General features: G+C 41.3%; 13 protein-coding genes, 9 tRNA genes, 5 rRNA genes, 2 pseudogenes and 1 other annotated feature. Of the genes and pseudogenes, 1 reads left to right on the top strand and 28 read right to left on the bottom strand.

The features are described from left to right. Nucleotides 1–84: 84 nt before the first annotated feature. From K6959_RS17330 to K6959_RS17265, 14 genes and pseudogenes are all read right to left on the bottom strand, one after another. Nucleotides 85–594, bottom strand: coding sequence for an NYN domain-containing protein (locus tag K6959_RS17330; RefSeq protein ID WP_163241597.1), 510 nt, complete (start codon nucleotides 592–594; stop codon nucleotides 85–87). A 3-nt stretch (nucleotides 595–597) separates the two neighbouring features. After that, a complete protein-coding gene (rlmB, locus tag K6959_RS17325) occupies nucleotides 598–1,335 on the bottom strand; it encodes a 23S rRNA (guanosine(2251)-2'-O)-methyltransferase RlmB (protein ID WP_163241595.1) in 738 nt (245 codons plus the stop codon). A 5-nt stretch (nucleotides 1,336–1,340) separates the two neighbouring features. After that, entirely contained in the window at nucleotides 1,341–1,763 is a 423-nt protein-coding gene (locus tag K6959_RS17320) for a Mini-ribonuclease 3 (RefSeq protein ID WP_163241593.1), read from the bottom strand. A gap of 4 nt (nucleotides 1,764–1,767) precedes the next feature. Continuing rightward, nucleotides 1,768–3,168: pseudogene (gene cysS / locus K6959_RS17315) on the bottom strand (cysteine--tRNA ligase). Continuing rightward, nucleotides 3,158–3,817 carry a serine O-acetyltransferase gene (gene cysE / locus K6959_RS17310; protein WP_262421820.1) on the bottom strand — a complete coding sequence of 220 codons (660 nt, stop codon included), beginning with the start codon at nucleotides 3,815–3,817 and terminating at the stop codon, nucleotides 3,158–3,160. Before cysE ends, cysS begins: the two are co-directional and overlap by 11 nt. Nucleotides 3,818–3,914: 97 nt before the next feature. Beyond that, nucleotides 3,915–4,156: a binding site (T-box leader), on the bottom strand. Nucleotides 4,157–4,198: 42 nt separating this feature from the next. Beyond that, a pseudogene (gene gltX, locus K6959_RS17305) lies at nucleotides 4,199–5,656 on the bottom strand (glutamate--tRNA ligase). 93 nt (nucleotides 5,657–5,749) lie between these two features. Further along, a complete protein-coding gene (ispF, locus tag K6959_RS17300; protein ID WP_163241723.1) occupies nucleotides 5,750–6,229 on the bottom strand; it encodes a 2-C-methyl-D-erythritol 2,4-cyclodiphosphate synthase in 480 nt (159 codons plus the stop codon). Further along, the gene (gene ispD / locus K6959_RS17295) at nucleotides 6,204–6,926 is read right to left on the bottom strand and encodes a 2-C-methyl-D-erythritol 4-phosphate cytidylyltransferase (RefSeq protein WP_163241585.1); all 723 of its coding nucleotides are present in this window, start codon (nucleotides 6,924–6,926) and stop codon (nucleotides 6,204–6,206) included. Before ispD ends, ispF begins: the two co-directional genes overlap by 26 nt. 19 nt (nucleotides 6,927–6,945) lie before the next feature. Then, the gene (locus K6959_RS17290) at nucleotides 6,946–8,028 is read right to left on the bottom strand and encodes a PIN/TRAM domain-containing protein (RefSeq protein ID WP_223087152.1); all 1,083 of its coding nucleotides are present in this window, start codon (nucleotides 8,026–8,028) and stop codon (nucleotides 6,946–6,948) included. 463 nt (nucleotides 8,029–8,491) lie between these two features. Beyond that, a complete protein-coding gene (gene radA, locus K6959_RS17285) occupies nucleotides 8,492–9,874 on the bottom strand; it encodes a DNA repair protein RadA (protein ID WP_163241581.1) in 1,383 nt (460 codons plus the stop codon). A 708-nt stretch (nucleotides 9,875–10,582) separates the two neighbouring features. Continuing rightward, entirely contained in the window at nucleotides 10,583–13,018 is a 2,436-nt protein-coding gene (clpC, locus tag K6959_RS17280) for an ATP-dependent protease ATP-binding subunit ClpC (RefSeq protein ID WP_223087151.1), read from the bottom strand. Between the two features lie 16 nt (nucleotides 13,019–13,034). Further along, nucleotides 13,035–14,105, bottom strand: coding sequence for a protein-arginine kinase McsB (locus K6959_RS17275; protein WP_223088425.1), 1,071 nt, complete (start codon nucleotides 14,103–14,105; stop codon nucleotides 13,035–13,037). A 3-nt stretch (nucleotides 14,106–14,108) separates the two neighbouring features. Then, nucleotides 14,109–14,657, bottom strand: a complete 549-nt coding sequence (locus K6959_RS17270) for a protein-arginine kinase activator protein McsA (RefSeq protein WP_223087149.1) — start codon at nucleotides 14,655–14,657, stop codon at nucleotides 14,109–14,111. Between the two features lie 29 nt (nucleotides 14,658–14,686). Next, entirely contained in the window at nucleotides 14,687–15,148 is a 462-nt protein-coding gene (locus K6959_RS17265) for a CtsR family transcriptional regulator (RefSeq protein WP_163241575.1), read from the bottom strand. A 463-nt stretch (nucleotides 15,149–15,611) separates the two neighbouring features. Here K6959_RS17265 and K6959_RS17260 point away from each other — a divergent pair, with 463 nt between their 5' ends. Next, nucleotides 15,612–16,835 carry an MFS transporter gene (locus tag K6959_RS17260; protein ID WP_223087148.1) on the top strand — a complete coding sequence of 408 codons (1,224 nt, stop codon included), beginning with the start codon at nucleotides 15,612–15,614 and terminating at the stop codon, nucleotides 16,833–16,835. Between the two features lie 110 nt (nucleotides 16,836–16,945). On the opposite strand, the gene rrf (K6959_RS17255) is transcribed toward K6959_RS17260, so the two are convergent. The 14 genes from rrf (K6959_RS17255) to K6959_RS17190 all read right to left on the bottom strand — a co-directional run bounded on the left by rrf (K6959_RS17255) (nucleotide 16,946) and on the right by K6959_RS17190 (nucleotide 26,231). After that, a 5S ribosomal RNA gene (gene rrf / locus K6959_RS17255) occupies nucleotides 16,946–17,061 on the bottom strand. A gap of 59 nt (nucleotides 17,062–17,120) precedes the next feature. Then, nucleotides 17,121–20,043: ribosomal RNA gene (locus K6959_RS17250) — 23S ribosomal RNA — on the bottom strand. A 545-nt stretch (nucleotides 20,044–20,588) separates the two neighbouring features. Continuing rightward, a 16S ribosomal RNA gene (locus K6959_RS17245) occupies nucleotides 20,589–22,141 on the bottom strand. Between the two features lie 195 nt (nucleotides 22,142–22,336). After that, nucleotides 22,337–22,412: transfer RNA gene (locus K6959_RS17240), tRNA-Ala, on the bottom strand. 15 nt (nucleotides 22,413–22,427) lie between these two features. Further along, a tRNA-Pro gene (locus K6959_RS17235) sits at nucleotides 22,428–22,501 on the bottom strand. Nucleotides 22,502–22,516: 15 nt separating this feature from the next. Continuing rightward, a tRNA-Arg gene (locus tag K6959_RS17230) sits at nucleotides 22,517–22,593 on the bottom strand. A 9-nt stretch (nucleotides 22,594–22,602) separates the two neighbouring features. Next, a tRNA-Leu gene (locus K6959_RS17225) sits at nucleotides 22,603–22,691 on the bottom strand. Nucleotides 22,692–22,701: 10 nt separating this feature from the next. After that, nucleotides 22,702–22,773: transfer RNA gene (locus K6959_RS17220), tRNA-Gly, on the bottom strand. Nucleotides 22,774–22,776: 3 nt separating this feature from the next. After that, nucleotides 22,777–22,861 (bottom strand) — tRNA-Leu (locus K6959_RS17215). Between the two features lie 8 nt (nucleotides 22,862–22,869). Beyond that, a tRNA-Lys gene (locus K6959_RS17210) sits at nucleotides 22,870–22,945 on the bottom strand. Between the two features lie 25 nt (nucleotides 22,946–22,970). Continuing rightward, nucleotides 22,971–23,043, bottom strand: a tRNA-Thr gene (locus K6959_RS17205). Between the two features lie 8 nt (nucleotides 23,044–23,051). After that, nucleotides 23,052–23,124, bottom strand: a tRNA-Val gene (locus tag K6959_RS17200). Between the two features lie 7 nt (nucleotides 23,125–23,131). Continuing rightward, nucleotides 23,132–23,247 (bottom strand): 5S ribosomal RNA (gene rrf / locus K6959_RS17195). 60 nt (nucleotides 23,248–23,307) lie between these two features. Continuing rightward, nucleotides 23,308–26,231 (bottom strand): 23S ribosomal RNA (locus K6959_RS17190). The 16S, 23S and 5S rRNA genes sit together here with 9 tRNA genes alongside, the layout of an rRNA operon. Nucleotides 26,232–26,444 lie beyond the last annotated feature (213 nt).

The raw sequence follows: 26,444 nt of genomic DNA, 5'->3' as shown, positions 1-26,444 counted from the left end.
TTTAAGTCAGCTCTCACTCAGATCCCTCCGACCGACACGTAGATAGCAATATTATACAGTAGGATAATTTTAAACGTCAACCGTTCATTTCTCTCCTCGACGCCATTTTTCGAAAATTTCCGCAATTTCATCACTTAAAACTATTTTTGAAATAGGCTGTTTTTCTTGAATTTTCCCAACCTTTTTTTCAATCTGCTTTTCTATCATATTCATTTCATTTAACAGCTCGCGCGCTGACTTTCTTAAGGCTCCTTGTCCAAATATAGCCCATTGTTCGGTGTAATCAGATGTTGCGACATGAACTTGAGTTTTAATGTTACTTAATTTAATTGCTAGTTTCTCAATACACTCATCTGCACTTTCATTTTCACGTGTGAAAATAACTTCAATTTGATAATTTTTATGTTTTTTTTCAATCCCTTTTACAAAGTGAGCATCAAATACAATAATAACTCGAAACCCTGTGTAAGCCCTGTATTCAGCCATTTTTTCTATTAGCCGATCTCTCGCAGCGGATAAATTCTTTCGTTTTAATTTGATTAATTCCGGCCATGCACCAATGATGTTATAGCCATCAACAATTAAAATATCCATTTTTTACGCCTCAATTGGATTGCGTTGGCGGTAAACTTCGTACATGAGTACTGCAGCGGCTACAGAAGCATTCAATGAAGTGACATGACCAGACATCGGTAAATGAACGAGGAAGTCACACTTTTCTCTGATCAGTCGACCCATCCCTTTTCCTTCACTGCCAATGACAAGCCCAAGAGGTAAATGAAAATCTAATGTTCGATAGTCCTCGCTTCCCTTCGCATCTGTGCCCACAATCCATATTCCGCGTTCTTTTAGCTCTTCGATAGTCCGTGCCATATTCGTTACACGGACTACTGGAATATGTTCAATTGCGCCTGTTGATGTTTTTGCAACTGTTGCCGTTAGTCCAACTGCACGTCGTTTCGGAATAATGATCCCATGTGCCCCAACTGCGTCAGAAGTTCTCATAATTGATCCTAAATTATGTGGGTCTTCAATTTCATCTAACAATAAAAAGAATGGTAGTTGTTGTTTTCTTTCTGCTTTTAAAAACAAATCATCTAATTCATAATAATCGTAAGCGGAAACTTGAGCAGCAACTCCCTGATGGTTACCGACAGCTATTTGATCAAGCTTTTTTTTCGGAACAAACTGAACGGTTACATTTCCTGTCTTTGCAAGCTTTATCACTTGCTGCATTTGGCCTCGTTGTGAGCCTTCAGCAATTAAAATTTTATTTATGTCTCTGTTTGACTTTAATGCTTCGATTACTGAATTTTTCCCAAAAATATATTCCATGTTTTCTAATTTGTCCCTCCTTTCTTTTTTTCGATTATGTTAAAGGTTTCTATGACGATCTCATCAAGTCGTTCTTCATTCCCTGATAAGTAAATATACCCTAATAACGACTCGAAACCTGTGCTGTATCGATATGTGTGTATATCGGTATTTTTCGGGACTGTTCCTGATTTAGCATTTCGTCCTCTTCTAACAACAGCAGTCTCCTCTTCACTTAAAAAAGAATTGTCTAATAGCTGATGAATAGCCATTGACTGTGCTTTTGCCGATACATAATGCGTTGCTTCCCGATGAAGTTGATGAGGCTTCACCTTTCCGCTTTGAAGGAGATGACGGCGTACATATAGTTCAAATACCGCATCTCCCATGTAAGCTAACGCCAGGCTGTTTAATTGTTTTTCATCTATTTTCCGTTCATAGTGGAGCATTCTCTTATTTGCCTCTTTTCCATCTAGTTCCTTGCGGTGTGTCTTCAAGCACAATATCCATCTCTTTTAACTTGTCACGTATTTCATCTGCTAGTTGAAAATTTCTTTCTTTTCGCGCTTGAATTCGCTTCTCGATTAATTCTTCGATTTCCTCATCTAATAACTCTTCGCTTTGGAAAGAAAGTCCAAGTATTTGTAACAATTCGTCAAACTCATTGATGAAAGCATCAATCACTTCTACAGCAGTATTTTTCTTCAGTAAATATTGATTAGCTAACTTTGACAGTTCAAACAGAATAGAAATGCCATTTGCCGTATTAAAATCATCATCCATTTCTTCAATAAATTGTTCATGATAAGCTGATATTTTTTGAAGCCATTCTTTATTATCTTCAGTTAAATTAGCGCTCGCTTCTTTTCTATGTTTTAAATTTTCGTAAGATGTCTTTAATCTATCCAGTGATGACTTTGTTGCTTCAAGCAGTTCTTCACTAAAGTTTATTGGGCTTCGATAATGTACGGCTAACATGAAAAATCGTAACAGCTGAGGATCATATTTTTTTATAATTTCATGAACTAAAATAAAGTTACCGAGTGATTTTGACATTTTTTCATTATCTATATTAATATAACCATTATGAATCCAATAATTAGCAAAGGTTTTACCTGTCAAAGCTTCTGATTGGGCAATTTCATTTTCATGATGCGGAAAGGTTAAATCTTGTCCCCCGGCGTGGATATCAATTGTATCTCCTAAATATTTTCGCGCCATTGCTGAACATTCGATATGCCAGCCTGGACGCCCTTTCCCCCATGGACTATCCCAGGAAATTTCACCTTCCTTTGCTTCTTTCCATAAAACAAAATCTAACGGATCCTGTTTCTTTTCATCAACATCAATCCGTGCCCCTAACTGTAATTCATCAATAGATTGATGCGATAATTTTCCCTAATCATTGAATTTTCGTGTCCGAAAATAAACATCTTTATTTGATTCATAAGCATATCCTTTTTCAACTAAAATCCGAATAAATTCAATAATGGTGCCGATATTTTCAGTTACTCGGGGATGCACATCAGCTTTTTTGCACCCAAGTTCTGATACATCTTCAAAATAAGCACGAATAAAGCGGTCTGCGATTGTTGGAACATCTTCTCCAAGTTCTTTTGCAGTACGAATTAATTTATCATCTACGTCAGTAAAATTAGAGATAAACTGAACATCGTAACCTCTATATTCTAAGTAGCGACGAATCGTATCAAACACAATTGCCGGCCGAGCATTTCCTATATGAATATAATTATATACCGTCGGCCCGCATACATACATTTTAACCTTGCCTTCCTCTATAGGCTCAAATATCTCTTTTTTCCGTGTTAAAGTATTATAAATTTTAATCGCCATGATTCAGAATCCTTTCTTTTTTTAACTCATCAAGCTCTGCTGTTAATTCCGCTATTTTATGTTCCAGTTCATGAAAACGATCTGCGATAGGATCTGGTAAATCACAATGATTAAGGTCTTTTTTAAGCCTTACTCCATCACGTATAACCACTTTGCCTGGAATTCCGACGACTGTTGAGTTATCCGGGACATCGCGTAGAACGACAGAGCCTGCACCAATCTTTGAATTTTCCCCAATTGTAATTGATCCAAGTACTTTTGCCCCGGTTGCAATCAATGCATTATCTTTAATTGTTGGATGCCTCTTTCCTTTTTCTTTCCCAGTTCCTCCTAAAGTAACCCCTTGGAAGACAGTTACGTTATCACCTATTTCACACGTCTCTCCAATAACAACACCCATACCGTGGTCGATAAAAAACCGCTTGCCGATTTTAGCTCCCGGATGAATTTCAATTCCAGTAAAAAAGCGGCTAATTTGCGAAATAGCTCTAGCAATAAAGAAAAATTTCCGTTTGTAAAATGAGTGAGCGAATCGGTGTGCCCAAATCGCATGTAAACCGGAGTACGTTAATATTACCTCAATATAACTTCTTGCAGCTGGGTCCTGATCAAAAACGACTTTAATATCTTCTTTTAAAGTTTTAAACACTTTTCTATCCTCCTTACATTCCTTTTTATCTTTCATCATGTCTAACCTAAAACAACAATATTGTTTAACTACATAAGAAAAGCGCCTCTGTCATAAGGACAGAGACGCTTAATAACGCGGTTCCACTCTGTTTAGACCATTATTAACGATAGTCTCAACTTGATCCTACTAACGGAAGGTCCCGCCCTTTTCTAATAAGTCTTAACATAAATAAACAAACTGTTCGAAAAGAGACTCTGAGGTGCATTTCAAAAAACGAGAGGCCTAAACCACTTTCAGCCGGTGATGGTTTTCTCTGTGAAACTTCGTTCTTTTACTTCTCCTCATCATCGTTTTAACCATATAGAATTATGTTTAATATATTATATTTTTTAATAAATGTTAACTAATAATACTTAATAACCGTTTAATTACTTTTTCCTTTCCTAACAGCTCTATTGCTAAAGGCAGCTCAGGACCATGGGTTTGTCCTGTTGTTACAACACGAATTGGCATAAATAATTTTTTTTCTTTGTAGCCAGTTGCCTTTTGAACTGCTTTAATGGCAGCCTTGATTTTATCTGCTTGAAACTCCTCAAGCTTCTCAATTTCATGTTGAAATGCTTTTATCACTTCGGGCACTTGTTCTTCTGCTAGCACTGCCTTTGCTTCTTCATCATAATTTAGCTCATCTTTAAAGAACATTTCAGATAATTCAACAATTTCTGCACCATAACTCATTTGTTCTTGATATAGAGCAATGATGTTATGTATCCATTTCGTTTCCTCATCAGACATGCTCTCACTCACCCGACCCGCATGAATAAGATGAGGTAGTGAAAGTTCAATCACTTTATTAAGATCAAGCCTTTTAATATATTGATTATTCATCCAAGTAAGCTTTTGTTTATCAAACAATGCAGGTGACTTAGATAAACGATTTGGATCAAAAATAGAAATTAACTCTTCTTTAGAAAAGATTTCTTCTTCTCCTGACGGTGACCATCCTAATAAAGTAATAAAGTTGAATAATGCCTCAGGTAAATAGCCAAGTTCTTCATATTGCTCAATAAATTGAATGATCGATTCATCTCGTTTACTTAATTTTTTTCGATTTTCGTTAACAATTAATGTCATATGTCCAAAAACAGGCGCTTTCCAGCCTAATGCTTCAAAAATCATCAATTGTTTTGGTGTGTTTTAGATATGATCATCTCCACGTAAAACATGGGATATCTCCATTAATTGATCATCAATCGCAACAGCAAAGTTATATGTTGGTGTTCCATCTTTTTTTACAATGACAAAATCGCCTATCCCATCTGATTCAAATGAAACGGATCCTTTTACCATATCTTCAAAGGAGTAAATTTTTCCTTTAGGTACTTTAAAGCGAATACTAGGTTGGCATCCTTCTTCTTCAAGTCGTGTTTGCTCATCATTCGTTAAATGACGGCATTTCCCTGAATAACGAGGCATTTCGCTTCGGGCAATTTGCCCCTCCCGCTCAGCTTCTAGTTCTTCTTCAGTACAGTAGCATTTGTAAGCTAGTCCTTTATCAAGAAGTTCTTTATAATATTTTTTGTATATTTCTGTCCGCTCAGATTGACGATACGGTCCGTACTCTCCACCAACATCAACACTTTCATCCCAATCGATTCCAAGCCATTTTAAATATTTTAACTGGCTTTGCTCTCCGCCTTCAATATTTCGTTTTTTATCTGTATCTTCAATACGAATAATGAACTTCCCGTTTTGGTTGCGGGCAAATAAATAATTGAATAAGGCTGTTCGAGCATTACCGATATGTAAATGTCCTGTTGGACTAGGCGCATAGCGCACACGAACACCATTTGACATGAATGACTCCTCCTCATATTTTAAAAGAATTTCACCATGACCCTTTGCTTATTTTATCACTCATGCTCTTAAGAATGAAAGCAAATTAAAGGGTTATTTATCTTTTTGTAATAACACTACTGCCTGCGCAGCAATACCTTCTCCTCGGCCAGTAAAGCCAAGTGTTTCAGTCGTAGTTGCTTTCACATTGATTTGATCTGGTGTTGCTTCTAATAATTCAGCTATCTTTGCCTGTATTTCATTAATGTATGGTGCCATCTTTGGTTTTTGGGCAATAATAGTACAATCTGCGTTCACTAGCTTATAGCCTTTTTCCTTAATCATTTCCCAAATTTGCTTCAACAGCTTTGCAGAGTCTGCATCCTTATATGTTGGATCAATGTCAGGGAAATGTCTCCCGATATCTCCTTCTCCAACGGCACCTAGACAAGCATCGGTTATTGTATGTAAAAGTACATCTGCATCAGAGTGTCCTGTTAATCCTTTTTCATAAGGAATTTCAACCCCGCCAATAATGAGTGGCCGGTTTTCTACTAGTTTATGGACATCAAAACCTTGACCTATACGAAACATCATTAGTTAGTCTCCTTTGTCTTTTTCGAATAATTGCCTCAGCAAAAAAGAGGTCCTCTTGCGTCGTAAGCTTAATATTGTCATAATTCCCTTCTACTATTGCTACCTTATGGCCTATTTGTTCAACTAAACTTGCATCATCTGTTCCAACAAATGACGCTTCCTTGGCCTTTTCATGAGCTTTTCGAAGGAGTGAAATACGAAAAGCTTGTGGGGTTTGAACAGCCCACAAGCTAGATCGCTCAATTGTTTCAAGTACGGTATTGTCTTGTGCTTTTTTTATCGTATCCTTCAACCGAACAGCGACAATAGAAGCACCATTTATTTGAGTAGAAGAGAGTAATTGATCAATGATTTCCAAATCAATAAATGGTCTGGCCCCATCATGAACAAGAACAATCCCTTCTTCTGACTCCATTGTTTTTAAGCCGTTATATACGCTTTCCTGCCGTTCTTTTCCGCCAGTCACAAGCTCCGTTACTTTTTTTATTTTATATTTATTTAACATTTCCTCAAATATATATTTTTCTTGTGGATTGATAACTAATATAACGTTGCTGCACCGTTCGTCCTTTTCAAATACTTTTAACGTATGAATAATAACGGGCATTTGACACAACTGTAGCAAAAGTTTATTTTTCCCTACTCCCATTCTTTTACCTTGACCTGCTGCAGGAATGATGACTTTATAAGCCATGCTTGAAACCCCTATCTTATTATAATGCTTTTTCGAGCAGCTTTGGTTTAGCAAAAATCATCCGACCGGCAGATGTTTGTAACACACTTGTTACTAATACATCAATTTGCTTACCAATATAATCCCGCCCGTCTTCTACAACAATCATTGTACCATCATCAAGATAAGCTACACCTTGATGATGTTCTTTCCCATCTTTAATTACTTGTACATTTAGCTCTTCTCCTGGTAAAACTACCGGTTTAACTGCATTTGCAAGATCATTAATGTTTAAAACTGAAACGCCTTGTAGTTCACAAACTTTATTTAAATTAAAATCATTTGTGACCACGATACCATCTGTTAATTTAGCAAGCATGACAAGCTTACTGTCAACTTCTTGAATTTCTTCAAAATCCCCTTCATATATTTCCACTTTAACTGCAAGTTCTTTTTGAATGCGATTTAATATATCTAAACCCCTTCTACCACGATTACGTTTTAATGCATCTGATGAGTCTGCTATATGCTGCAACTCTTCAAGTACAAACTGCGGAATAACGATTGTCCCTTCTAAAAAACCAGTTTGACAAATATCCGCAATTCTACCATCAATAATAACACTCGTATCTAATATTTTCAGCACATTATTATTTTGTTGTTCTAGTTCCTCTTCACCAACTTTTTTCTTGCGACTTGAAAAAAGAGATAATAGCTCATCACGTTTTTTAAAGCCTACTTGGAAACCTAAATATCCAAACAATAATGTTAGGACGATCGGTACTACAGTGTTGATAATCGGAACCTCTATTGAAGTTAATGCAAATCCAATTAGAAATGCTACAAGAAGACCGAAGACTAACCCAAGACTGCCAAAAATAATATCAGTAATGGGCAGCTTGACTAATAATTCCTCCAGCCACTTTACAAAGCCCACTACATAATCAACCGCCCAAAACGTTATGAGATAAAAAATAATTGCACCTAAAACAGCAGCGGTATAAGGATTATTTATAACAGGAATGTCGTCTATTTTAAAAAATACTAGTAAGTCTGACATTAAAATAATACCTAGTGTTCCTCCACTTATAAGGAAGCATGCTTGCACAATACGTTTTAACATTCCTACACCTCCTTTTACTCATTATAAACAAATTACATGAATCGAAACCTATTATTACGTTTTTTTTATCTTTGTAAAAAGAATGCAATCAAAAAATTATTTTGAAATATTAAAAATAGCAATCAAAACATATAAATAGATGAATTATCTTTACTATAAGAGTAGCACCACTATTTTTACATGTCAAATAATAACAGATAATTTTAGCACAAATAGGTCTTTATATCAATAAATACTTCTATTTTTAATTTAAAAACATGTCTTTTTACATAAATTAGGCGTCTAAAAACAGCCGTTTTTTTCCTGTCCATGCTTTTCATAGGCGGTGAAAATTAAGTTTTTGACCTAGGGAGTTATTATTCTAACACAACTTTTAAGTACTTCCCTATTATTCTCTCTTTGGTTTTTAAATTTTTTAATAAAAATTATGGCTTTTTTATGAACTATTTATAGAATGAGCCTTTTAACCCTCTAGAGTTACTTGAAGAGCCTCACTAATTGAAGACACACCTATTAACTCAATACCTTTAGGTCCTCTCCAGCCGCCAAGATTATTCATTGGTAAAATGACTCTTTCAAATCCTAATTTAGCCGCTTCGTTAACCCTTTGTTCTATTCTTGATACCCTTCTTACTTCACCTGTTAAACCAACTTCTCCTATAATACAATCAGAAGGTTTTGTCGGTTTATCTCGAAAACTAGAAGCAATACAGACCGCAATTGCTAAATCAATTGCAGGCTCATCTAATTTTACTCCACCCGCAACTTTTAAATACGCATCTTGATTTTGTAATAAAAGACCAACACGTTTTTCCAATACTGCCATTAGAAGAGAAACGCGATTATGATCAATACCTGTAGCCATTCGCCTTGGATTTCCGAAGCTTGTTGGAGAGATTAATGCCTGAATCTCTACTAGAACAGGGCGAGTGCCTTCCATTGATGCAACAACAGTCGAACCAGATGCGCCTTCTGATCTTTCTTCAAGAAAAATCTCTGAAGGATTCGCTACCTCTTCAAGCCCAAGCTCTTTCATTTCAAATATCCCTATTTCATTTGTTGAACCAAAACGATTTTTCACTGTCCGTAAAATGCGATATGTATGATGTCGTTCCCCTTCAAAATAAAGCACGGTATCTACCATATGCTCTAAAAGCCGGGGACCTGCAATCGAACCTTCCTTCGTTACATGCCCTACAATAAAGATCGCAATTCCTTTCGTTTTAGCTATTCTCATCAACTCTGCAGTACATTCACGAACTTGGGATACACTGCCTGGAGCAGAAGTAACATCTGGATGAAAAACTGTTTGTATTGAATCAACAATTACACAATTCGGATTCATTTTTTCAATTGTTCTATTGATCTCCTCAAGATTCGTCTCTGAATAAACAAGGAGCGTATCTGAAGAAACCTTAAGCCGATCTGCTCGAAGTTTCGTTTGCTTTAACGATTCCTCGCCAGAAATATATAAGACAGACTGACCTTTTTTAGCTAATTGAGCAGAAACTTGTAAAAGTAACGTCGATTTACCAATTCCTGGGTCACCGCCGATTAAAATAAGTGATCCTTTTACAACACCGCCGCCAAGAACTCGGTTTAATTCAATGAGTTCTGTCTGAATTCGCGGCTCAGATACCGTTTCTATTGATGTAATGGGTGTTGCTTTTGATAATACACTACTATCATCATAAGAATGCGCAAAAGCCCCCCGTCTACCTCTTCCTGTATGCTCAATTTCTTCAACCATTTTATTCCACTGGTTGCATCCTGGACATTTTCCCATCCACTTTGGAGATTCATAACCACATTCTTGACAAATGTATTTCGTTTTCCGCTTTGACATTTCTCTCTTCCTCTCAAAAAGCAGCTGTAATTGATCATTTTTAACAGCGTTATTTTTCTTATTATTATGTAAAAATAACATTGAACCGAAATAGTTGTTCTGTTTTGGAAACAACGAGGTATTTACTGTTTATTTTCATCTCATTTGCCCGTTATAGAAACAGCTTAAATAGAGTACGGAATGGAGGAAATAAAAAATACTGAAGGAATGAGCAACCGCAGTACCATACAATCAGATCGAAAGCGTGCACAAATCGTTTTAATCTAACCTGTTAATATTGGTTTGTTTAGTAACAAAAAGTGCAATTTCTTATTTAGCTTTCGCTTTAACATCGCCAGCAATATTTTCTATTTTTAATTGAATGATCTTCGCTCTCTTATTGTTAAAAAAATAGCAAGTATTGAACTACTTATGCATCTAACTTTCGGTTTCTTTCAAGTCTTGACTGCCATAATCATTTCCCCAATTCTTAAATTTATATATTATATGAATCTATATGTTAAAGTATTAAAAACATTAGGAAGATATTAGGGTTATCTTGTTGGGGGATAAAATTTAATATTTTAAAATGAACGCCTTGCCAAAAAAATATTCCCTAAACATTATAGACGAATTTTTTCTCACTCTAGTTTCATATTTTGAAGTTTGAAATGAAAAAGTTAGACTGACTCTCTTTCAAATTGAGTCAGTCCTTTATAAATTTTTAATTTATACATTTACTGTTTTCGTTGTTTTTACAATAAACTCTTCATTTTCTACATCAATGACAACTTTCTGTCCTGTTAAAACAGTTCCTTTTAACAATTCCTCTGACAGCCGATCTTCAATATGCTTCTGAATCGCTCTGCGAAGAGGTCGAGCCCCGTATTCAGGATCATAGCCTATTTCGGTAATTTTTTTCAATGCAGCTTCTGTTAATTCTAATTCAATATGTTGCTCTTTTAATCGATTGATTAATTGTTCAGACATTAATGACACAATTTCTTTTAGGTGTTTCCTTTCAAGTGCATGGAAGACGATCATTTCATCTACCCGGTTTAAAAACTCTGGGCGAAATGCTTTTTTCAGCTCCTCAAGAACTTTTCCTTTCATATCTTTATAATCTTGCTCGCCATCTTGAATATTGAAACCGACATACTTATTTCGCTTTAACGCTTCTGCTCCAACATTTGATGTCATAATTAAAATAGTATTTCTGAAATCAACAGTACGTCCAGTTGAATCCGTAAGTCTTCCATCCTCTAACACTTGAAGGAGGATATTGAATACATCAGGATGCGCCTTTTCAATTTCGTCTAATAAAACGACAGAATATGGTTTTCTACGCACCTTTTCCGTTAGTTGTCCCCCTTCATCATAACCGACATACCCTGGAGGAGAACCAACTAATCTAGATGTTGAGTGCTTTTCCATATACTCCGACATATCAATTCTAATCATCGCATCTTCATCACCGAACATAACTTCTGCAAGTGCACGCGCCAATTCTGTTTTTCCAACCCCTGTTGGCCCAAGAAAAATAAATGATCCAATTGGGCGTTTCGGGTCTTTTAATCCTGCTCGGGCTCTTCTAACGGCTTTCGATACAGCAATCACTGCCTCTTCTTGACCAATGACACGAGAGTGTAAAATTTCTTCTAATTTTAGGAGCTTTTGTGTTTCCGTTTGAGCTAATTTTGAGACAGGAATTCCGGTCCAGCTTGATACTACATGGGCAATATCCTCAACGGTAACTTCACTATTTTCTTTCCCCTGTTTTTCCTTCCAACTTTTTTGCGTTTTCTCAAGTTTTTCTCGCAATCGTTGTTCTGAATCACGTAAGGAAGCCGCTTTTTCAAACTCTTGACTCTGTACTGCTGCATCTTTTTCCTTTCTAACTTCCTCCAGCTGTAATTCAAGCTCTTTTAATTTAGGAGGGGTAGTATAAGAACGCAATCTGACTTTAGATCCAGCTTCATCAATTAAATCGATTGCTTTATCAGGTAAGAAGCGATCTGAAATATATCTGTCTGATAATTTTACTGCTGCATCAATCGCTTCATCTGTTATCGAAACGCGATGATGCGCCTCATATCTATCCCGTAAGCCGTATAAAATTTGCACAGATTCCTCTAGTGTTGGTTCATCAACCGTAATTGGTTGGAAACGCCGTTCAAGAGCGGCATCTTTTTCAATATATTTTCGATATTCATCTAACGTAGTTGCCCCAATACATTGAAGTTCACCCCGAGCTAATGAAGGCTTTAATATATTTGATGCATCAATTGCACCTTCAGCCCCTCCAGCACCAATTAAAGTATGAAGCTCATCAATAAATAAAATAATATTTCCGGCTTGACGAATTTCATCCATCACTTTTTTTTGACGATCTTCAAATTCCCCGCGATATTTCGTACCTGCTACAACTGTTCCCATATCAAGTGTCATTACGCGTTTATCACGTAATATTTCAGGTACTTCATTTTGGACAATTTGTTGTGCTAATCCTTCGGCAATTGCTGTTTTTCCTACTCCCGGCTCACCGATTAAAACAGGATTGTTTTTAGTACGACGGCTTAATACCTCGATTACCCGTTGTATTTCCTTGCTTCTTCCTATAACAGGATCTAAACTTCCTTCTCGAGCTATCGATGTTAAGTCACGAGCTAAACTATCCAATGTAGGGGTGTTAGCACTAGCAGCATTCCCTGCTTGGTGATTTCCCGCCTCATTACTCCCAAGTAATTGAAGCACTTGTTGCCGTGCTTTATTTAAACTTACTCCTAAATTATTTAATACTCTTGCTGCAACGCCTTCACCTTCACGAATTAATCCAAGCAATATATGTTCTGTTCCAACATAAGAATGCCCAAGTTTTCGAGCTTCATCCATTGAAAGCTCCGTTACCTTTTTTGCACGAGGAGTATAATGAATTGTCTGAGCAACGCTTTGGCCTTTCCCTATTAAATTTTCAACTTCCTGCTGAATTTTTTCAGGACCTAGTCCAAGTGCATATAAAGCCTTTGCTGCTATCCCTTCTCCTTCTCTAACAAGCCCTAATAATATATGTTCTGTTCCAATATTATTATGACCTAAACGTACAGCCTCTTCCTGAGCTAATGCTAATACTTTTTGGGCTCTTTCTGTAAAACGTCCAAACATCATTTTTTCATCCTCCTAACTATTTATCTTTTTCCATTTTTAATCTTTCACGAATTAAAGCAGCACGACGGATATCCCGTTCGTTTGGCCGCAAAGATCCACCGGCATATTGCTGTAAAAACCCCGGCTGTGTTAAAATCATTAGTTCATTTAAAATATTTTTGGAAATATTCTCTATATAACCTATATCAATTCCTAATCGGATATCTGATAAGCAACGAGACGCTTCTTTCGTTTCTATAATACGGCTGTTTTCCAATACACCGAGCGAGCGAAATACTCTATCTTCTAATTGTATGTTTGATGTTTTTTCTAATGCTTCTCGTGCAGACCTTTCTTGTGAAATTAACTGAACGACAACACCTTTTAAATCATTAACGATGTCATGCTCAGATTTTCCAAGGGTAATTTGATTTGATATTTGAAATATGTTCCCTAATGCTTCACTGCCTTCTCCATAAATACCTCGGACAACTAAACCAAGCTGATTTATTGCAGGTATTATACGATTCATTTGACGGGTTAATATTAAACCAGGCAAATGCATCATTACAGATGCTCTTAATCCGGTTCCTACATTTGTCGGACAACTAGTTAAATAACCTCTATTTTCATCAAATGCATAGTCAATTTGTTCTTCAATCCAATCATCAATTACATTTGCTAAATTCAATGCCTCAGTTAATTGAAAACCTGAAAATAAACATTGTATCCGAATATGGTCTTCCTCATTGACCATAATATTTATTGATTCATTTTCTGAAAGAAGGCAAGCACCGTACGTTGAATCCTCTGCCAAATGCGGACTAATTAAATGCTTTTCAACGAGCACCCTTTTTTGTAGCGGTTGAAGCTCCTCCATTTTAAGAACCTCTAATTTTCCTAAATAATCAGGGTAACCGCTTGAAACAGCCTTCTCAACTTTATTTATTACATTCTTAGCTTCCTCGATTGAATAAAGGGTTGGAAAAGTATGTTCCTTTAAATTTCTGGCTAACCGAATACGAGAACTTAACACAATATCTGAATCGGCACCATCCTCATTCATCCAAGGACTAATCGCTTGATTGATAAAACGTTCTAAAGACACCACTTATTCCCCTCCCTCGTGTCTTTCCGTTAGTTTCTTTTTTAATAATCGAATTTCATCACGAATTTGTGCAGCTTGCTCAAATTCTTCTTGGGTAATTAAATATTTTAATTTTAGTTTTAAGTCTTCAATTTTTTTACGCAAATGCATATTACCCCCAATGCGTTTTGGAATCTTTCCATTATGACTCCAATTTCCACTATGGAGACGCCGTAATATTGGATTTAATTGATTTTGAAAAGTTTTGTAACAGTGGGCACAGCCAAATCGACCCACTTTAACGAATTGTGGAAAAGTCATTGAGCAATGTTTGCATTGAATAATTTCATCTTGTTGAAAAGAATTTTGCTTCGCTTGTTGAAATCCTGGATCTGCATTCAATAATCCTGCTAAAAGGTTGCTAATAGAAAGCCCTGGTCCGCTATTAAACATAAACATGTCACCTTTTTCATGGGCACATTTTTCGCATAAATGAATTTCAGCTTTTTTCCCATTTACAATTTTCGTAAAATGAAGTGTTGCAGGTCTTTGATTACATTCCTGACATATCAATCCATTTCACCCTCTCTAAGCTCACTATTTTATTTATATTTTATAGATGTCAATATTGCCTTTAACATTCTGGCACGGAGTTCATCTCTTTCAGGTAAATCAATATATAAAGTGGATCGATCAATGACACTAAGAATAATCTTTGCTTCTCGTTCCGTGATAATTTCTTCATCAAGTAAACGATAAATAATATGTTCTGCACTAGTTTGGGAAATTCGATTTTTAATAATTGATATAAGTTCATTGATTAGATGGGCATCATCGTGAGGTTTGACTTTCATAATCCGTATATAGCCACCGCCACCCCGTTTACTCTCAACTACATAGCCTCTTTCTATTGTAAATCTTGTATTTATGACATAGTTAATTTGTGATGGAACGCATTGGAACTTATCTGCAACTTCACTTCTTTTGATTTCTACAGCCTCTTGTTCGCTCATTTCCAATACTTTTTTTAAATAGCTCTCAATTATATCTGATATGTTTCTCACCCAGCCTCCCCCTATCTGACTTTGACTATATTTGACATTAATTATACACGAAATAGTTCCTTCATTGCAATATTCTTATTTTCCCCAATTTATTTCATCTCAAAACGTAGCATTTATGATTTATTTAAGGTTATTTAATTAATTTCTCATTTCCTCCTACAGATAGAACGATAAAGAGAAATAATTTCTTTTTCATATCATCCGGCATAGCTAAAAGGCATTTGTGGCACGAATAAGCCTAAAAGAACAATATTGTTTAATAGAACTTTATTTTAAAAAATATATTTTATAAAGTACATCACGATATACTTATGAAATTTAAAAGTTATTTCTTTAACGGAAAAACTATTGGAATTTACAAAATTTATTCACATTTTATCCATAATTTATTCTACTTTAACATGTTTAAAATGGTGCAATTAGGAAAAAATGTTAATCAATTTTGAAAGAAATGGGTGGGAAAATGACATCCTGGAAAAATTCCATTTTTTTAATTTTAGGAATAGGTGTATCACATCTAGGAAATTGGATTTACTTTATAGCACTTAATATTTTAATCTTAAACTTAACTGGCTCGGCCGCTGCGGTAGCTGGACTGTATATTATAAGACCCGTAGCAATTTTAATCACCAATACTTGGTCTGGAAGCGTCATTGATCGTGTGAATAAAAGAAAATTAATGATATTTATCGATATAATAAGAGGAACCTTAGTAATTTGCATTCCCTTTATAGGATCTTTATGGGCAATTTATATTGTTCTCCTTTTGGTTAATATTGCAGGTGCATTTTTCGGCCCAAGCTCATCAGTATACATTACGAAACTTGTCCCCCAGGAAAATCGAAAAAGATTTAATTCAATCATGAGTATGACTAGCCCTGGTGCATTTTTATTAGGTCCAGCAATTGCTGGGATATTAATTATGTACGTTAGTCCAGATATTTGTATTATCATTAATGCTGTTTCTTTTTTCGTTTGTGCATTTTTTATTTATCTACTTCCTAATGTAGATGAAGATTTAAATAATATACGTGAACGGGTACATTGGAAAACTATTTTAAATGACTGGAAAGCAGTTAAACAATTTATTAAACAAACTAAATATTTTATTTCAGTTTATATATTGTTCCAATCAGCTATGTTAATTGCCTTTGCTGTTGATTCACAAGAAGTTACTTTTATTAAACAACATTTAAAACTATCGGACAGAGATTATGGCTTAATTGTAAGTATAACAGGGATTGGTTCATTAACCGGGGCTGCTGTTGCTGCTATTACATCTAAAAAAATACATCTCCGCCTATTTATTGGTGTTGGAATGCTATTAACATCTTTAGGATACGTTATGTTTTATGCTTCTTTTAACTTTATTACTGCAACATTAGCATTTGTATTTTTGGGCTTTTTTTTGGCATTTGCCAATACAGGATATGCAACTTTTTTTCAAAATAACGTGCCGGTAAAAATTATGGGGAGATTCGGAAGTATCGCAGATATGGTTCAGGGAATGATTCAAATTGGATTAACACTACTTTTAGGATTAATGGCCGAATGGTTTTCAGTCCAACTTGTGTGCCTGATCTTTACGATTATAGGAACTTTGATTGCAAGCATACTCCTCCTCACAGTACTGATTCCTTCAAAATTGCGCTATTTTGAAGAAAATACAACAGCTATTTCAGGCTAAAAAAACAGGATCAATCATTGCTTCTTGTAAAAAAAGCTTGACTGATCCTTTATTTTTATACAAAGTAATAAAAGAGAACAACAGAAAAGTTGTTCTCTTTACTTAAAGTCGCCCGGCAACGTCCTACTCTCGCAGAGGGATGCCCTCTACTACCATTGGCGCTGAGAAGCTTAACTTCCGTGTTCGGAATGGGAACGGGTGTGACCTTCTCGCCATCGTCACCAGACAATTGTTCTCTCAAAACTAGATAATGTGAAGAAGTAAGAAAGAAAGTATCATGTTTATTTGGTTAAGTGCTCGCTCGATTAGTATCTGTCAGCTTCACGTGTCGCCACGCTTCCACCTCAGACCTATCAACCTGATCATCTTTCAGGGAGCTCAAATGGGAAATCTCATCTTGAGGGGGGCTTCATGCTTTAGATGCTTTCAGCACTTATCCCTTCCGCACGTAGCTACCCAGCTATGCCTTTGGCAAGACAACTGGTACACCAGCGGTGCGTCCATCCCGGTCCTCTCGTACTAAGGACAGCTCCTCTCAAATTTCCTACGCCCACGACGGATAGGGACCGAACTGTCTCACGACGTTCTGAACCCAGCTCGCGTACCGCTTTAATGGGCGAACAGCCCAACCCTTGGGACCGACTACAGCCCCAGGATGCGATGAGCCGACATCGAGGTGCCAAACCTCCCCGTCGATGTGGACTCTTGGGGGAGATAAGCCTGTTATCCCCGGGGTAGCTTTTATCCGTTGAGCGATGGCCCTTCCATGCGGAACCACCGGATCACTAAGCCCGACTTTCGTCCCTGCTCGACTTGTAAGTCTCGCAGTCAAGCTCCCTTGTGCCTTTACACTCTGCGAATGATTTCCAACCATTCTGAGGGAACCTTTGGGCGCCTCCGTTACCTTTTAGGAGGCGACCGCCCCAGTCAAACTGCCTGCCTGACACTGTCTCCCACCCCGATAAGGGGCGCAGGTTAGAATTTCAGTACAACAAGGGTAGTATCCCACCGACGCCTCCACGTAAGCTAGCGCTCACGTTTCCACGGCTCCTACCTATTCTGTACAAGCTGCACCAAAATTCAATATCAGGCTACAGTAAAGCTCCACGGGGTCTTTCCGTCCTGTCGCGGGTAACCTGCATCTTCACAGGTACTATAATTTCACCGAGTCTCTCGTTGAGACAGTGCCCAGATCGTTGCGCCTTTCGTGCGGGTCGGAACTTACCCGACAAGGAATTTCGCTACCTTAGGACCGTTATAGTTACGGCCGCCGTTTACTGGGGCTTCGGTTCACACCTTCAGCGATTGCTTAAGCGCTCCCCTTAACCTTCCAGCACCGGGCAGGCGTCAGCCCCTATACTTCGCCTTGCGGCTTCGCAGAGACCTGTGTTTTTGCTAAACAGTCGCCTGGGCCTATTTCACTGCGGGCTCTCTCGGGCTTGCACCCTATCAGAGCACCCCTTCTCCCGAAGTTACGGGGTCATTTTGCCGAGTTCCTTAACGAGAGTTCTCTCGATCACCTTAGGATTCTCTCCTCGCCTACCTGTGTCGGTTTGCGGTACGGGCACCTTATTCCTCGCTAGAGGATTTTCTTGGCAGTGTGGAATCAGGAACTCCGGAAAATAATTTTCCTCGCTGTCACAGCTCAGCCTTACGGTAATGGGATTTGCCTCATTACCAGCCTAACTGCTTAGACGTACATCCAATTGTACGCTTACCCTATCCTCCTGCGTCCCCCCATTGCTCAAACGGCGATAAGGTGGTACAGGAATATCAACCTGTTGTCCATCGCCTACGCCTTTCGGCCTCGGCTTAGGTCCCGACTAACCCTGAGCGGACGAGCCTTCCTCAGGAAACCTTAGGCATTCGGTGGAAGGGATTCTCACCCTTCTTTCGCTACTCATACCGGCATTCTCACTTCTAAGCGCTCCACCAGTCCTCACGATCTAGCTTCAACGCACTTAGAACGCTCTCCTACCACTGACACCTACGGTGTCAATCCACAGCTTCGGTGATACGTTTAGCCCCGGTACATTTTCGGCGCAGAGTCACTCGACCAGTGAGCTATTACGCACTCTTTGAATGGTGGCTGCTTCTAAGCCAACATCCTGGTTGTCTAAGCAACTCCACATCCTTTTCCACTTAACGTATACTTTGGGACCTTAGCTGGTGGTCTGGGCTGTTTCCCTCTCGACTACGGATCTTATCACTCGCAGTCTGACTCCCAAGGATAAGTCTTTGGCATTCGGAGTTTGTCTGAATTCGGTAACCCGATGAGGGCCCCTAGTCCAAACAGTGCTCTACCTCCAAGACTCTTACACTTGAGGCTAGCCCTAAAGCTATTTCGGAGAGAACCAGCTATCTCCAAGTTCGATTGGCATTTCACCCCTACCCACACCTCATCCCCGCACTTTTCAACGTACGTGGGTTCGGGCCTCCATCCAGTGTTACCTGGACTTCACCCTGGACATGGGTAGATCACCTGGTTTCGGGTCTACGACCTCATACTCTTTCGCCCTATTCAGACTCGCTTTCGCTGCGGCTCCGTCTTTAAACTTAACCTTGCATGAAATCGTAACTCGCCGGTTCATTCTACAAAAGGCACGCCATCACCCATGAATGGGCTCTGACTACTTGTAAGCACACGGTTTCAGGTTCTCTTTCACTCCCCTCCCGGGGTGCTTTTCACCTTTCCCTCACGGTACTGGTTCACTATCGGTCACTAGGGAGTATTTAGCCTTGGGAGATGGTCCTCCCAGATTCCGACGGGATTTCACGTGTCCCGCCGTACTCAGGATCTACTCAGGAGGGAACGAAGTTTCAACTACAGGGTTGTTACCTTCTCTGACGGGCCTTTCCAGACCGCTTCATCTACCTCGTTCCTTTGTAACTCCATGTTGAGTGTCCTACAACCCCAAGAGGCAAGCCTCTTGGTTTGGGCTGTTCCCGTTTCGCTCGCCGCTACTTAGGGAATCGCTTTTGCTTTCTCTTCCTCCGGGTACTAAGATGTTTCAGTTCCCCGGGTCTGCCTTCATAACCCTATGGATTCAGGTTATGATCCTATCCCATGACGGATAGGGGGTTTCCCCATTCGGAAATCTCCGGATCAAAGCTTACTTACAGCTCCCCGAAGCATATCGGTGTTAGTACCGTCCTTCATCGGCTCCTAGTGCCAAGGCATTCACCGTGCGCCCTTTCTAACTTAACCTTTTCGGTAAAAGATAAGCTGCGTATTTCGTTGTCAGCTGCACTCACTCCAATCCTCACGTACTTTTGTACGCTCCGGTTGTCGTTCATTTGCTTCCTAGAACTACTTGCTTCTCTTTTCCCTTTTTTAAAAAAGCGTCGAATCTCTGCGTCAGTTTCCCTCACTCAGATCCTCACGTATGTTTATTACGCTCCTGTCTTCGTTCGTCGTTCACTTCCTTGAGCTTCTCGCTTCTTCTTTTCCTTACTTTAGACAATAAGCTTCGCTTCTAAGTTGTCTTTTTTTGGTAAAAGATAAGCTACGTATTTCGTTGTCAGTTGCATTCACTCCAATCCTCACGTACTTTTGTACGCTCCGGTTGTCGTTCATTTGCTTCCTAGAACTACTTGCTTCTCTTTTCCCTTTTTTTAAGAGATATCTTTGGTGATACTCGGTTTCTTTCTTTTGCCTTCTTCATTTATTATCTAGTTTTCAAAGAACAATATTTGAGAGATTGCTCTCTCAAAACTAAACAAACAAACGATCAACCTTTAATGATTCCTTAGAAAGGAGGTGATCCAGCCGCACCTTCCGATACGGCTACCTTGTTACGACTTCACCCCAATCATCTGTCCCACCTTCGGCGGCTGGCTCCAAAAGGTTACCTCACCGACTTCGGGTGTTACAAACTCTCGTGGTGTGACGGGCGGTGTGTACAAGGCCCGGGAACGTATTCACCGCGGCATGCTGATCCGCGATTACTAGCGATTCCGGCTTCATGCAGGCGAGTTGCAGCCTGCAATCCGAACTGAGAATGGTTTTATGGGATTGGCTCGACCTCGCGGTTTCGCTGCCCTTTGTACCATCCATTGTAGCACGTGTGTAGCCCAGGTCATAAGGGGCATGATGATTTGACGTCATCCCCACCTTCCTCCGGTTTGTCACCGGCAGTCACCTTAGAGTGCCCAACTAAAGGCTGGCAACTAAGATCAAGGGTTGCGCTCGTTGCGGGACTTAACCCAACATCTCACGACACGAGCTGACGACAACCATGCACCACCTGTCACTCTGTCCCCCGAAGGGGAACGTCCTATCTATAGGAGTGGCAGAGGATGTCAAGACCTGGTAAGGTTCTTCGCGTTGCTTCGAATTAAACCACATGCTCCACCGCTTGTGCGGGCCCCCGTCAATTCCTTTGAGTTTCAGCCTTGCGGCCGTACTCCCCAGGGGAAGTGCTTAATGCGTTTGCTGCAGCACTAAAGGGCGGAAACCCTCTAACACTTAGCACTCATCGTTTACGGCGTGGACTACCAGGGTATCTAATCCTGTTCGCTACCCACGCTTTCGCGCCTCAGCGTCAGTTACAGACCAGAGAGCCGCCTTCGCCACTGGTGTTCCTCCACATCTCTACGCATTTCACCGCTACACGTGGAATTCCACTCTCCTCTTCTGTACTCAAGTCCCCCAGTTTCCAATGACCCTCCACGGTTGAGCCGTGGGCTTTCACATCAGACTTAAAGGACCGCCTGCGCGCGCTTTACGCCCAATAATTCCGGACAACGCTTGCCACCTACGTATTACCGCGGCTGCTGGCACGTAGTTAGCCGTGGCTTTCTCGTTAGGTACCGTCAAGGTACCGCCTTATTCAAACGGTACTTGTTCTTCCCTAATAACAGAGCTTTACGATCCGAAGACCTTCTTCGCTCACGCGGCGTTGCTCCGTCAGACTTGCGTCCATTGCGGAAGATTCCCTACTGCTGCCTCCCGTAGGAGTCTGGGCCGTGTCTCAGTCCCAGTGTGGCCGATCACCCTCTCAGGTCGGCTACGCATCGTCGCCTTGGTGAGCCTTTGCCTCACCAACTAGCTAATGCGCCGCGGGCCCATCTGTAAGTGATAGCCGAAGCCATCTTTTAACTCCTCTCCATGCGAAGAGAAGGGTTATCAGGTATTAGCCCCGGTTTCCCGAAGTTATCCCTGTCTTACAGGCAGGTTGCCCACGTGTTACTCACCCGTCCGCCGCTAACCGTTCAAAAGCAAGCTTTTGATCAGTTCGCTCGACTTGCATGTATTAGGCACGCCGCCAGCGTTCGTCCTGAGCCAGGATCAAACTCTCCAATAAACTTGGAGCGTTGATTCGCTCATAATAAAAAAATTAACGTTGGCAAGTGTCAGCTTCTAACAAATGGTTAGTTGCCTCCACTTTAAATTGTTGTTGACGTTTGTTTGTTTAGTTTTCAAAGAGCAATTTGTATCAGTCACTCATAAGCGACTTCTATAGTATATCAAATATATTATACTGTGTCAATACTTTATTTGGTGGAGCCTAGCGGGATCGAACCGCTGACCTCCTGCGTGCAAGGCAGGCGCTCTCCCAGCTGAGCTAAGGCCCCATTAAAAATTTATGATCGGGAAGACAGGATTCGAACCTGCGACCCCATGGTCCCAAACCATGTGCTCTACCAAGCTGAGCTACTTCCCGTATAGAATGGGATATTGGCGCGCCCGAAAGGAGTCGAACCCATAACCTTCTGATCCGTAGTCAGACGCTCTATCCAATTGAGCTACGGGCGCTTTTTTTTATGGTGCCGAGAACCGGAATCGAACCGGTACGGTAGTCACCTACCGCAGGATTTTAAGTCCTGTGCGTCTGCCTGTTCCGCCACCCCGGCAAATATCAAGAGCGGAAGACGGGATTCGAACCCGCGACCCCCACCTTGGCAAGGTGGTGTTCTACCACTGAACTACTTCCGCAAATGGTGCGGGTGAAGGGACTTGAACCCCCACGCCTCACGGCGCCAGATCCTAAGTCTGGTGCGTCTGCCAATTCCGCCACACCCGCATAATAGCTGGTGAGCCATACAGGATTCGAACCTGTGACCCTCTGATTAAAAGTCAGATGCTCTACCGACTGAGCTAATGGCTCATTACTTAAACTAATTTTTGAATAATGCCGGCCAGAGGACTTGAACCCCCAACCTACTGATTACAAGTCAGTTGCTCTACCAATTGAGCTAGGCCGGCATAGCTAATGGAGGATGACGGGATCGAACCGCCGACCCCTTGCTTGTAAGGCAAGTGCTCTCCCAGCTGAGCTAATCCTCCGTACTTAGCCCGGCAACGTCCTACTCTCGCAGAGGGATGCCCTCTACTACCATTGGCGCTGAGAAGCTTAACTTCCGTGTTCGGAATGGGAACGGGTGTGACCTTCTCGCCATCGTCACCAGACAATTTGTTCTCTCAAAACTAGATAATGTGAAGAAGTAAGAAAGAAAGTATCATGTTTATTTGGTTAAGTGCTCGCTCGATTAGTATCTGTCAGCTTCACGTGTCGCCACGCTTCCACCTCAGACCTATCAACCTGATCATCTTTCAGGGAGCTCAAATGGGAAATCTCATCTTGAGGGGGGCTTCATGCTTAGATGCTTTCAGCACTTATCCCTTCCGCACGTAGCTACCCAGCTATGCCTTTGGCAAGACAACTGGTACACCAGCGGTGCGTCCATCCCGGTCCTCTCGTACTAAGGACAGCTCCTCTCAAATTTCCTACGCCCACGACGGATAGGGACCGAACTGTCTCACGACGTTCTGAACCCAGCTCGCGTACCGCTTTAATGGGCGAACAGCCCAACCCTTGGGACCGACTACAGCCCCAGGATGCGATGAGCCGACATCGAGGTGCCAAACCTCCCCGTCGATGTGGACTCTTGGGGGAGATAAGCCTGTTATCCCCCCCGGGGTAGCTTTTATCCGTTGAGCGATGGCCCTTCCATGCGGAACCACCGGATCACTAAGCCCGACTTTCGTCCCTGCTCGACTTGTAAGTCTCGCAGTCAAGCTCCCTTGTGCCTTTACACTCTGCGAATGATTTCCAACCATTCTGAGGGAACCTTTGGGCGCCTCCGTTACCTTTTAGGAGGCGACCGCCCCAGTCAAACTGCCTGCCTGACACTGTCTCCCACCCCGATAAGGGGCGCAGGTTAGAATTTCAGTACAACAAGGGTAGTATCCCACCGACGCCTCCACGTAAGCTAGCGCTCACGTTTCCACGGCTCCTACCTATTCTGTACAAGCTGCACCAAAATTCAATATCAGGCTACAGTAAAGCTCCACGGGGTCTTTCCGTCCTGTCGCGGGTAACCTGCATCTTCACAGGTACTATAATTTCACCGAGTCTCTCGTTGAGACAGTGCCCAGATCGTTGCGCCTTTCGTGCGGGTCGGAACTTACCCGACAAGGAATTTCGCTACCTTAGGACCGTTATAGTTACGGCCGCCGTTTACTGGGGCTTCGGTTCACACCTTCAGCGATTGCTTAAGCGCTCCCCTTAACCTTCCAGCACCGGGCAGGCGTCAGCCCCTATACTTCGCCTTGCGGCTTCGCAGAGACCTGTGTTTTTGCTAAACAGTCGCCTGGGCCTATTCACTGCGGCTCTCTCGGGCTTGCACCCTATCAGAGCACCCCTTCTCCCGAAGTTACGGGGTCATTTTGCCGAGTTCCTTAACGAGAGTTCTCTCGATCACCTTAGGATTCTCTCCTCGCCTACCTGTGTCGGTTTGCGGTACGGGCACCTTATTCCTCGCTAGAGGATTTTCTTGGCAGTGTGGAATCAGGAACTCCGGAAAATAATTTTCCTCGCTGTCACAGCTCAGCCTTACGGTAATGGGATTTGCCTCATTACCAGCCTAACTGCTTAGACGTACATCCAATTGTACGCTTACCCTATCCTCCTGCGTCCCCCCATTGCTCAAACGGCGATAAGGTGGTACAGGAATATCAACCTGTTGTCCATCGCCTACGCCTTTCGGCCTCGGCTTAGGTCCCGACTAACCCTGAGCGGACGAGCCTTCCTCAGGAAACCTTAGGCATTCGGTGGAAGGGATTCTCACCCTTCTTTCGCTACTCATACCGGCATTCTCACTTCTAAGCGCTCCACCAGTCCTCACGATCTAGCTTCAACGCACTTAGAACGCTCTCCTACCACTGACACCTACGGTGTCAATCCACAGCTTCGGTGATACGTTTAGCCCCGGTACATTTTCGGCGCAGAGTCACTCGACCAGTGAGCTATTACGCACTCTTTGAATGGTGGCTGCTTCTAAGCCAACATCCTGGTTGTCTAAGCAACTCCACATCCTTTTCCACTTAACGTATACTTTGGGACCTTAGCTGGTGGTCTGGGCTGTTTCCCTCTCGACTACGGATCTTATCACTCGCAGTCTGACTCCCAAGGATAAGTCTTTGGCATTCGGAGTTTGTCTGAATTCGGTAACCCGATGAGGGCCCCTAGTCCAAACAGTGCTCTACCTCCAAGACTCTTACACTTGAGGCTAGCCCTAAAGCTATTTCGGAGAGAACCAGCTATCTCCAAGTTCGATTGGCATTTCACCCCTACCCACACCTCATCCCCGCACTTTTCAACGTACGTGGGTTCGGGCCTCCATCCAGTGTTACCTGGACTTCACCCTGGACATGGGTAGATCACCTGGTTTCGGGTCTACGACCTCATACTCTTTCGCCCTATTCAGACTCGCTTTCGCTGCGGCTCCGTCTTTAAACTTAACCTTGCATGAAATCGTAACTCGCCGGTTCATTCTACAAAAGGCACGCCATCACCCATGAATGGGCTCTGACTACTTGTAAGCACACGGTTTCAGGTTCTCTTTCACTCCCCTCCCGGGGTGCTTTTCACCTTTCCCTCACGGTACTGGTTCACTATCGGTCACTAGGGGGAGTATTTAGCCTTGGGAGATGGTCCTCCCAGATTCCGACGGGATTTCACGTGTCCCGCCGTACTCAGGATCCACTCAGGAGGGAACGAAGTTTCAACTACAGGGTTGTTACCTTCTCTGACGAGCCTTTCCAGACCGCTTCATCTACCTCGTTCCTTTGTAACTCCATGTTGAGTGTCCTACAACCCCAAGAGGCAAGCCTCTGGTTTGGGCTGTTCCCTTTTCGCTCGCCGCTACTTAGGGAATCGCTTTTGCTTTCTCTTCCTCCGGGTACTAAGATGTTTCAGTTCCCCGGGTCTGCCTTCATAACCCTATGGATTCAGGTTATGATCCTATCCCATGACGGATAGGGGGTTTCCCCATTCGGAAATCTCCGGATCAAAGCTTACTTACAGCTCCCCGAAGCATATCGGTGTTAGTACCGTCCTTCATCGGCTCCTAGTGCCAAGGCATTCACCGTGCGCCCTTTCTAACTTAACCTTACGACAATTGATAAGCTTCGTTTTTCCGCGTCAACTGCGCTCTCTCACATCCTCACGTACGTTTTGTACGCTCCGGTGTTCGATCACTTGTTTCCTTGAATAACTCGCTTCTAAATTGTCTTTTTTCGGTAAAAGATAAGCTACGTATTTCGTTGCCAGCTACGCTCACTCCAATCCTCACGTACTTTTAGTACGCTCCGGTTGTCGTTCA

The sequence above is a fragment of the Bacillus aquiflavi genome, from assembly GCF_019915265.1.
Classification (GTDB): domain Bacteria; phylum Bacillota; class Bacilli; order Bacillales; family Cytobacillaceae; genus Bacillus_BT; species Bacillus_BT aquiflavi.
This window is presented reverse-complemented; position numbering and strand designations above follow the sequence as displayed.

What these genes read in the sequence shown, in the direction of transcription:
- K6959_RS17330 (WP_163241597.1), bottom strand. Translation starts at nt 594, where the DNA reads ATGGATATTTTAATTGTTGATGGCTATAACATCATTGGTGCATGGCCG.
- rlmB (WP_163241595.1), bottom strand. Translation starts at nt 1,335, where the DNA reads ATGGAATATATTTTTGGGAAAAATTCAGTAATCGAAGCATTAAAGTCA.
- K6959_RS17320 (WP_163241593.1), bottom strand. Translation starts at nt 1,763, where the DNA reads ATGCTCCACTATGAACGGAAAATAGATGAAAAACAATTAAACAGCCTG.
- ispF (WP_163241723.1), bottom strand. Translation starts at nt 6,229, where the DNA reads ATGTTTCGTATAGGTCAAGGTTTTGATGTCCATAAACTAGTAGAAAAC.
- ispD (WP_163241585.1), bottom strand. Translation starts at nt 6,926, where the DNA reads ATGGCTTATAAAGTCATCATTCCTGCAGCAGGTCAAGGTAAAAGAATG.
- K6959_RS17290 (WP_223087152.1), bottom strand. Translation starts at nt 8,028, where the DNA reads ATGTTAAAACGTATTGTGCAAGCATGCTTCCTTATAAGTGGAGGAACA.
- radA (WP_163241581.1), bottom strand. Translation starts at nt 9,874, where the DNA reads ATGTCAAAGCGGAAAACGAAATACATTTGTCAAGAATGTGGTTATGAA.
- clpC (WP_223087151.1), bottom strand. Translation starts at nt 13,018, where the DNA reads ATGATGTTTGGACGTTTTACAGAAAGAGCCCAAAAAGTATTAGCATTA.
- K6959_RS17260 (WP_223087148.1), top strand. Translation starts at nt 15,612, where the DNA reads ATGACATCCTGGAAAAATTCCATTTTTTTAATTTTAGGAATAGGTGTA.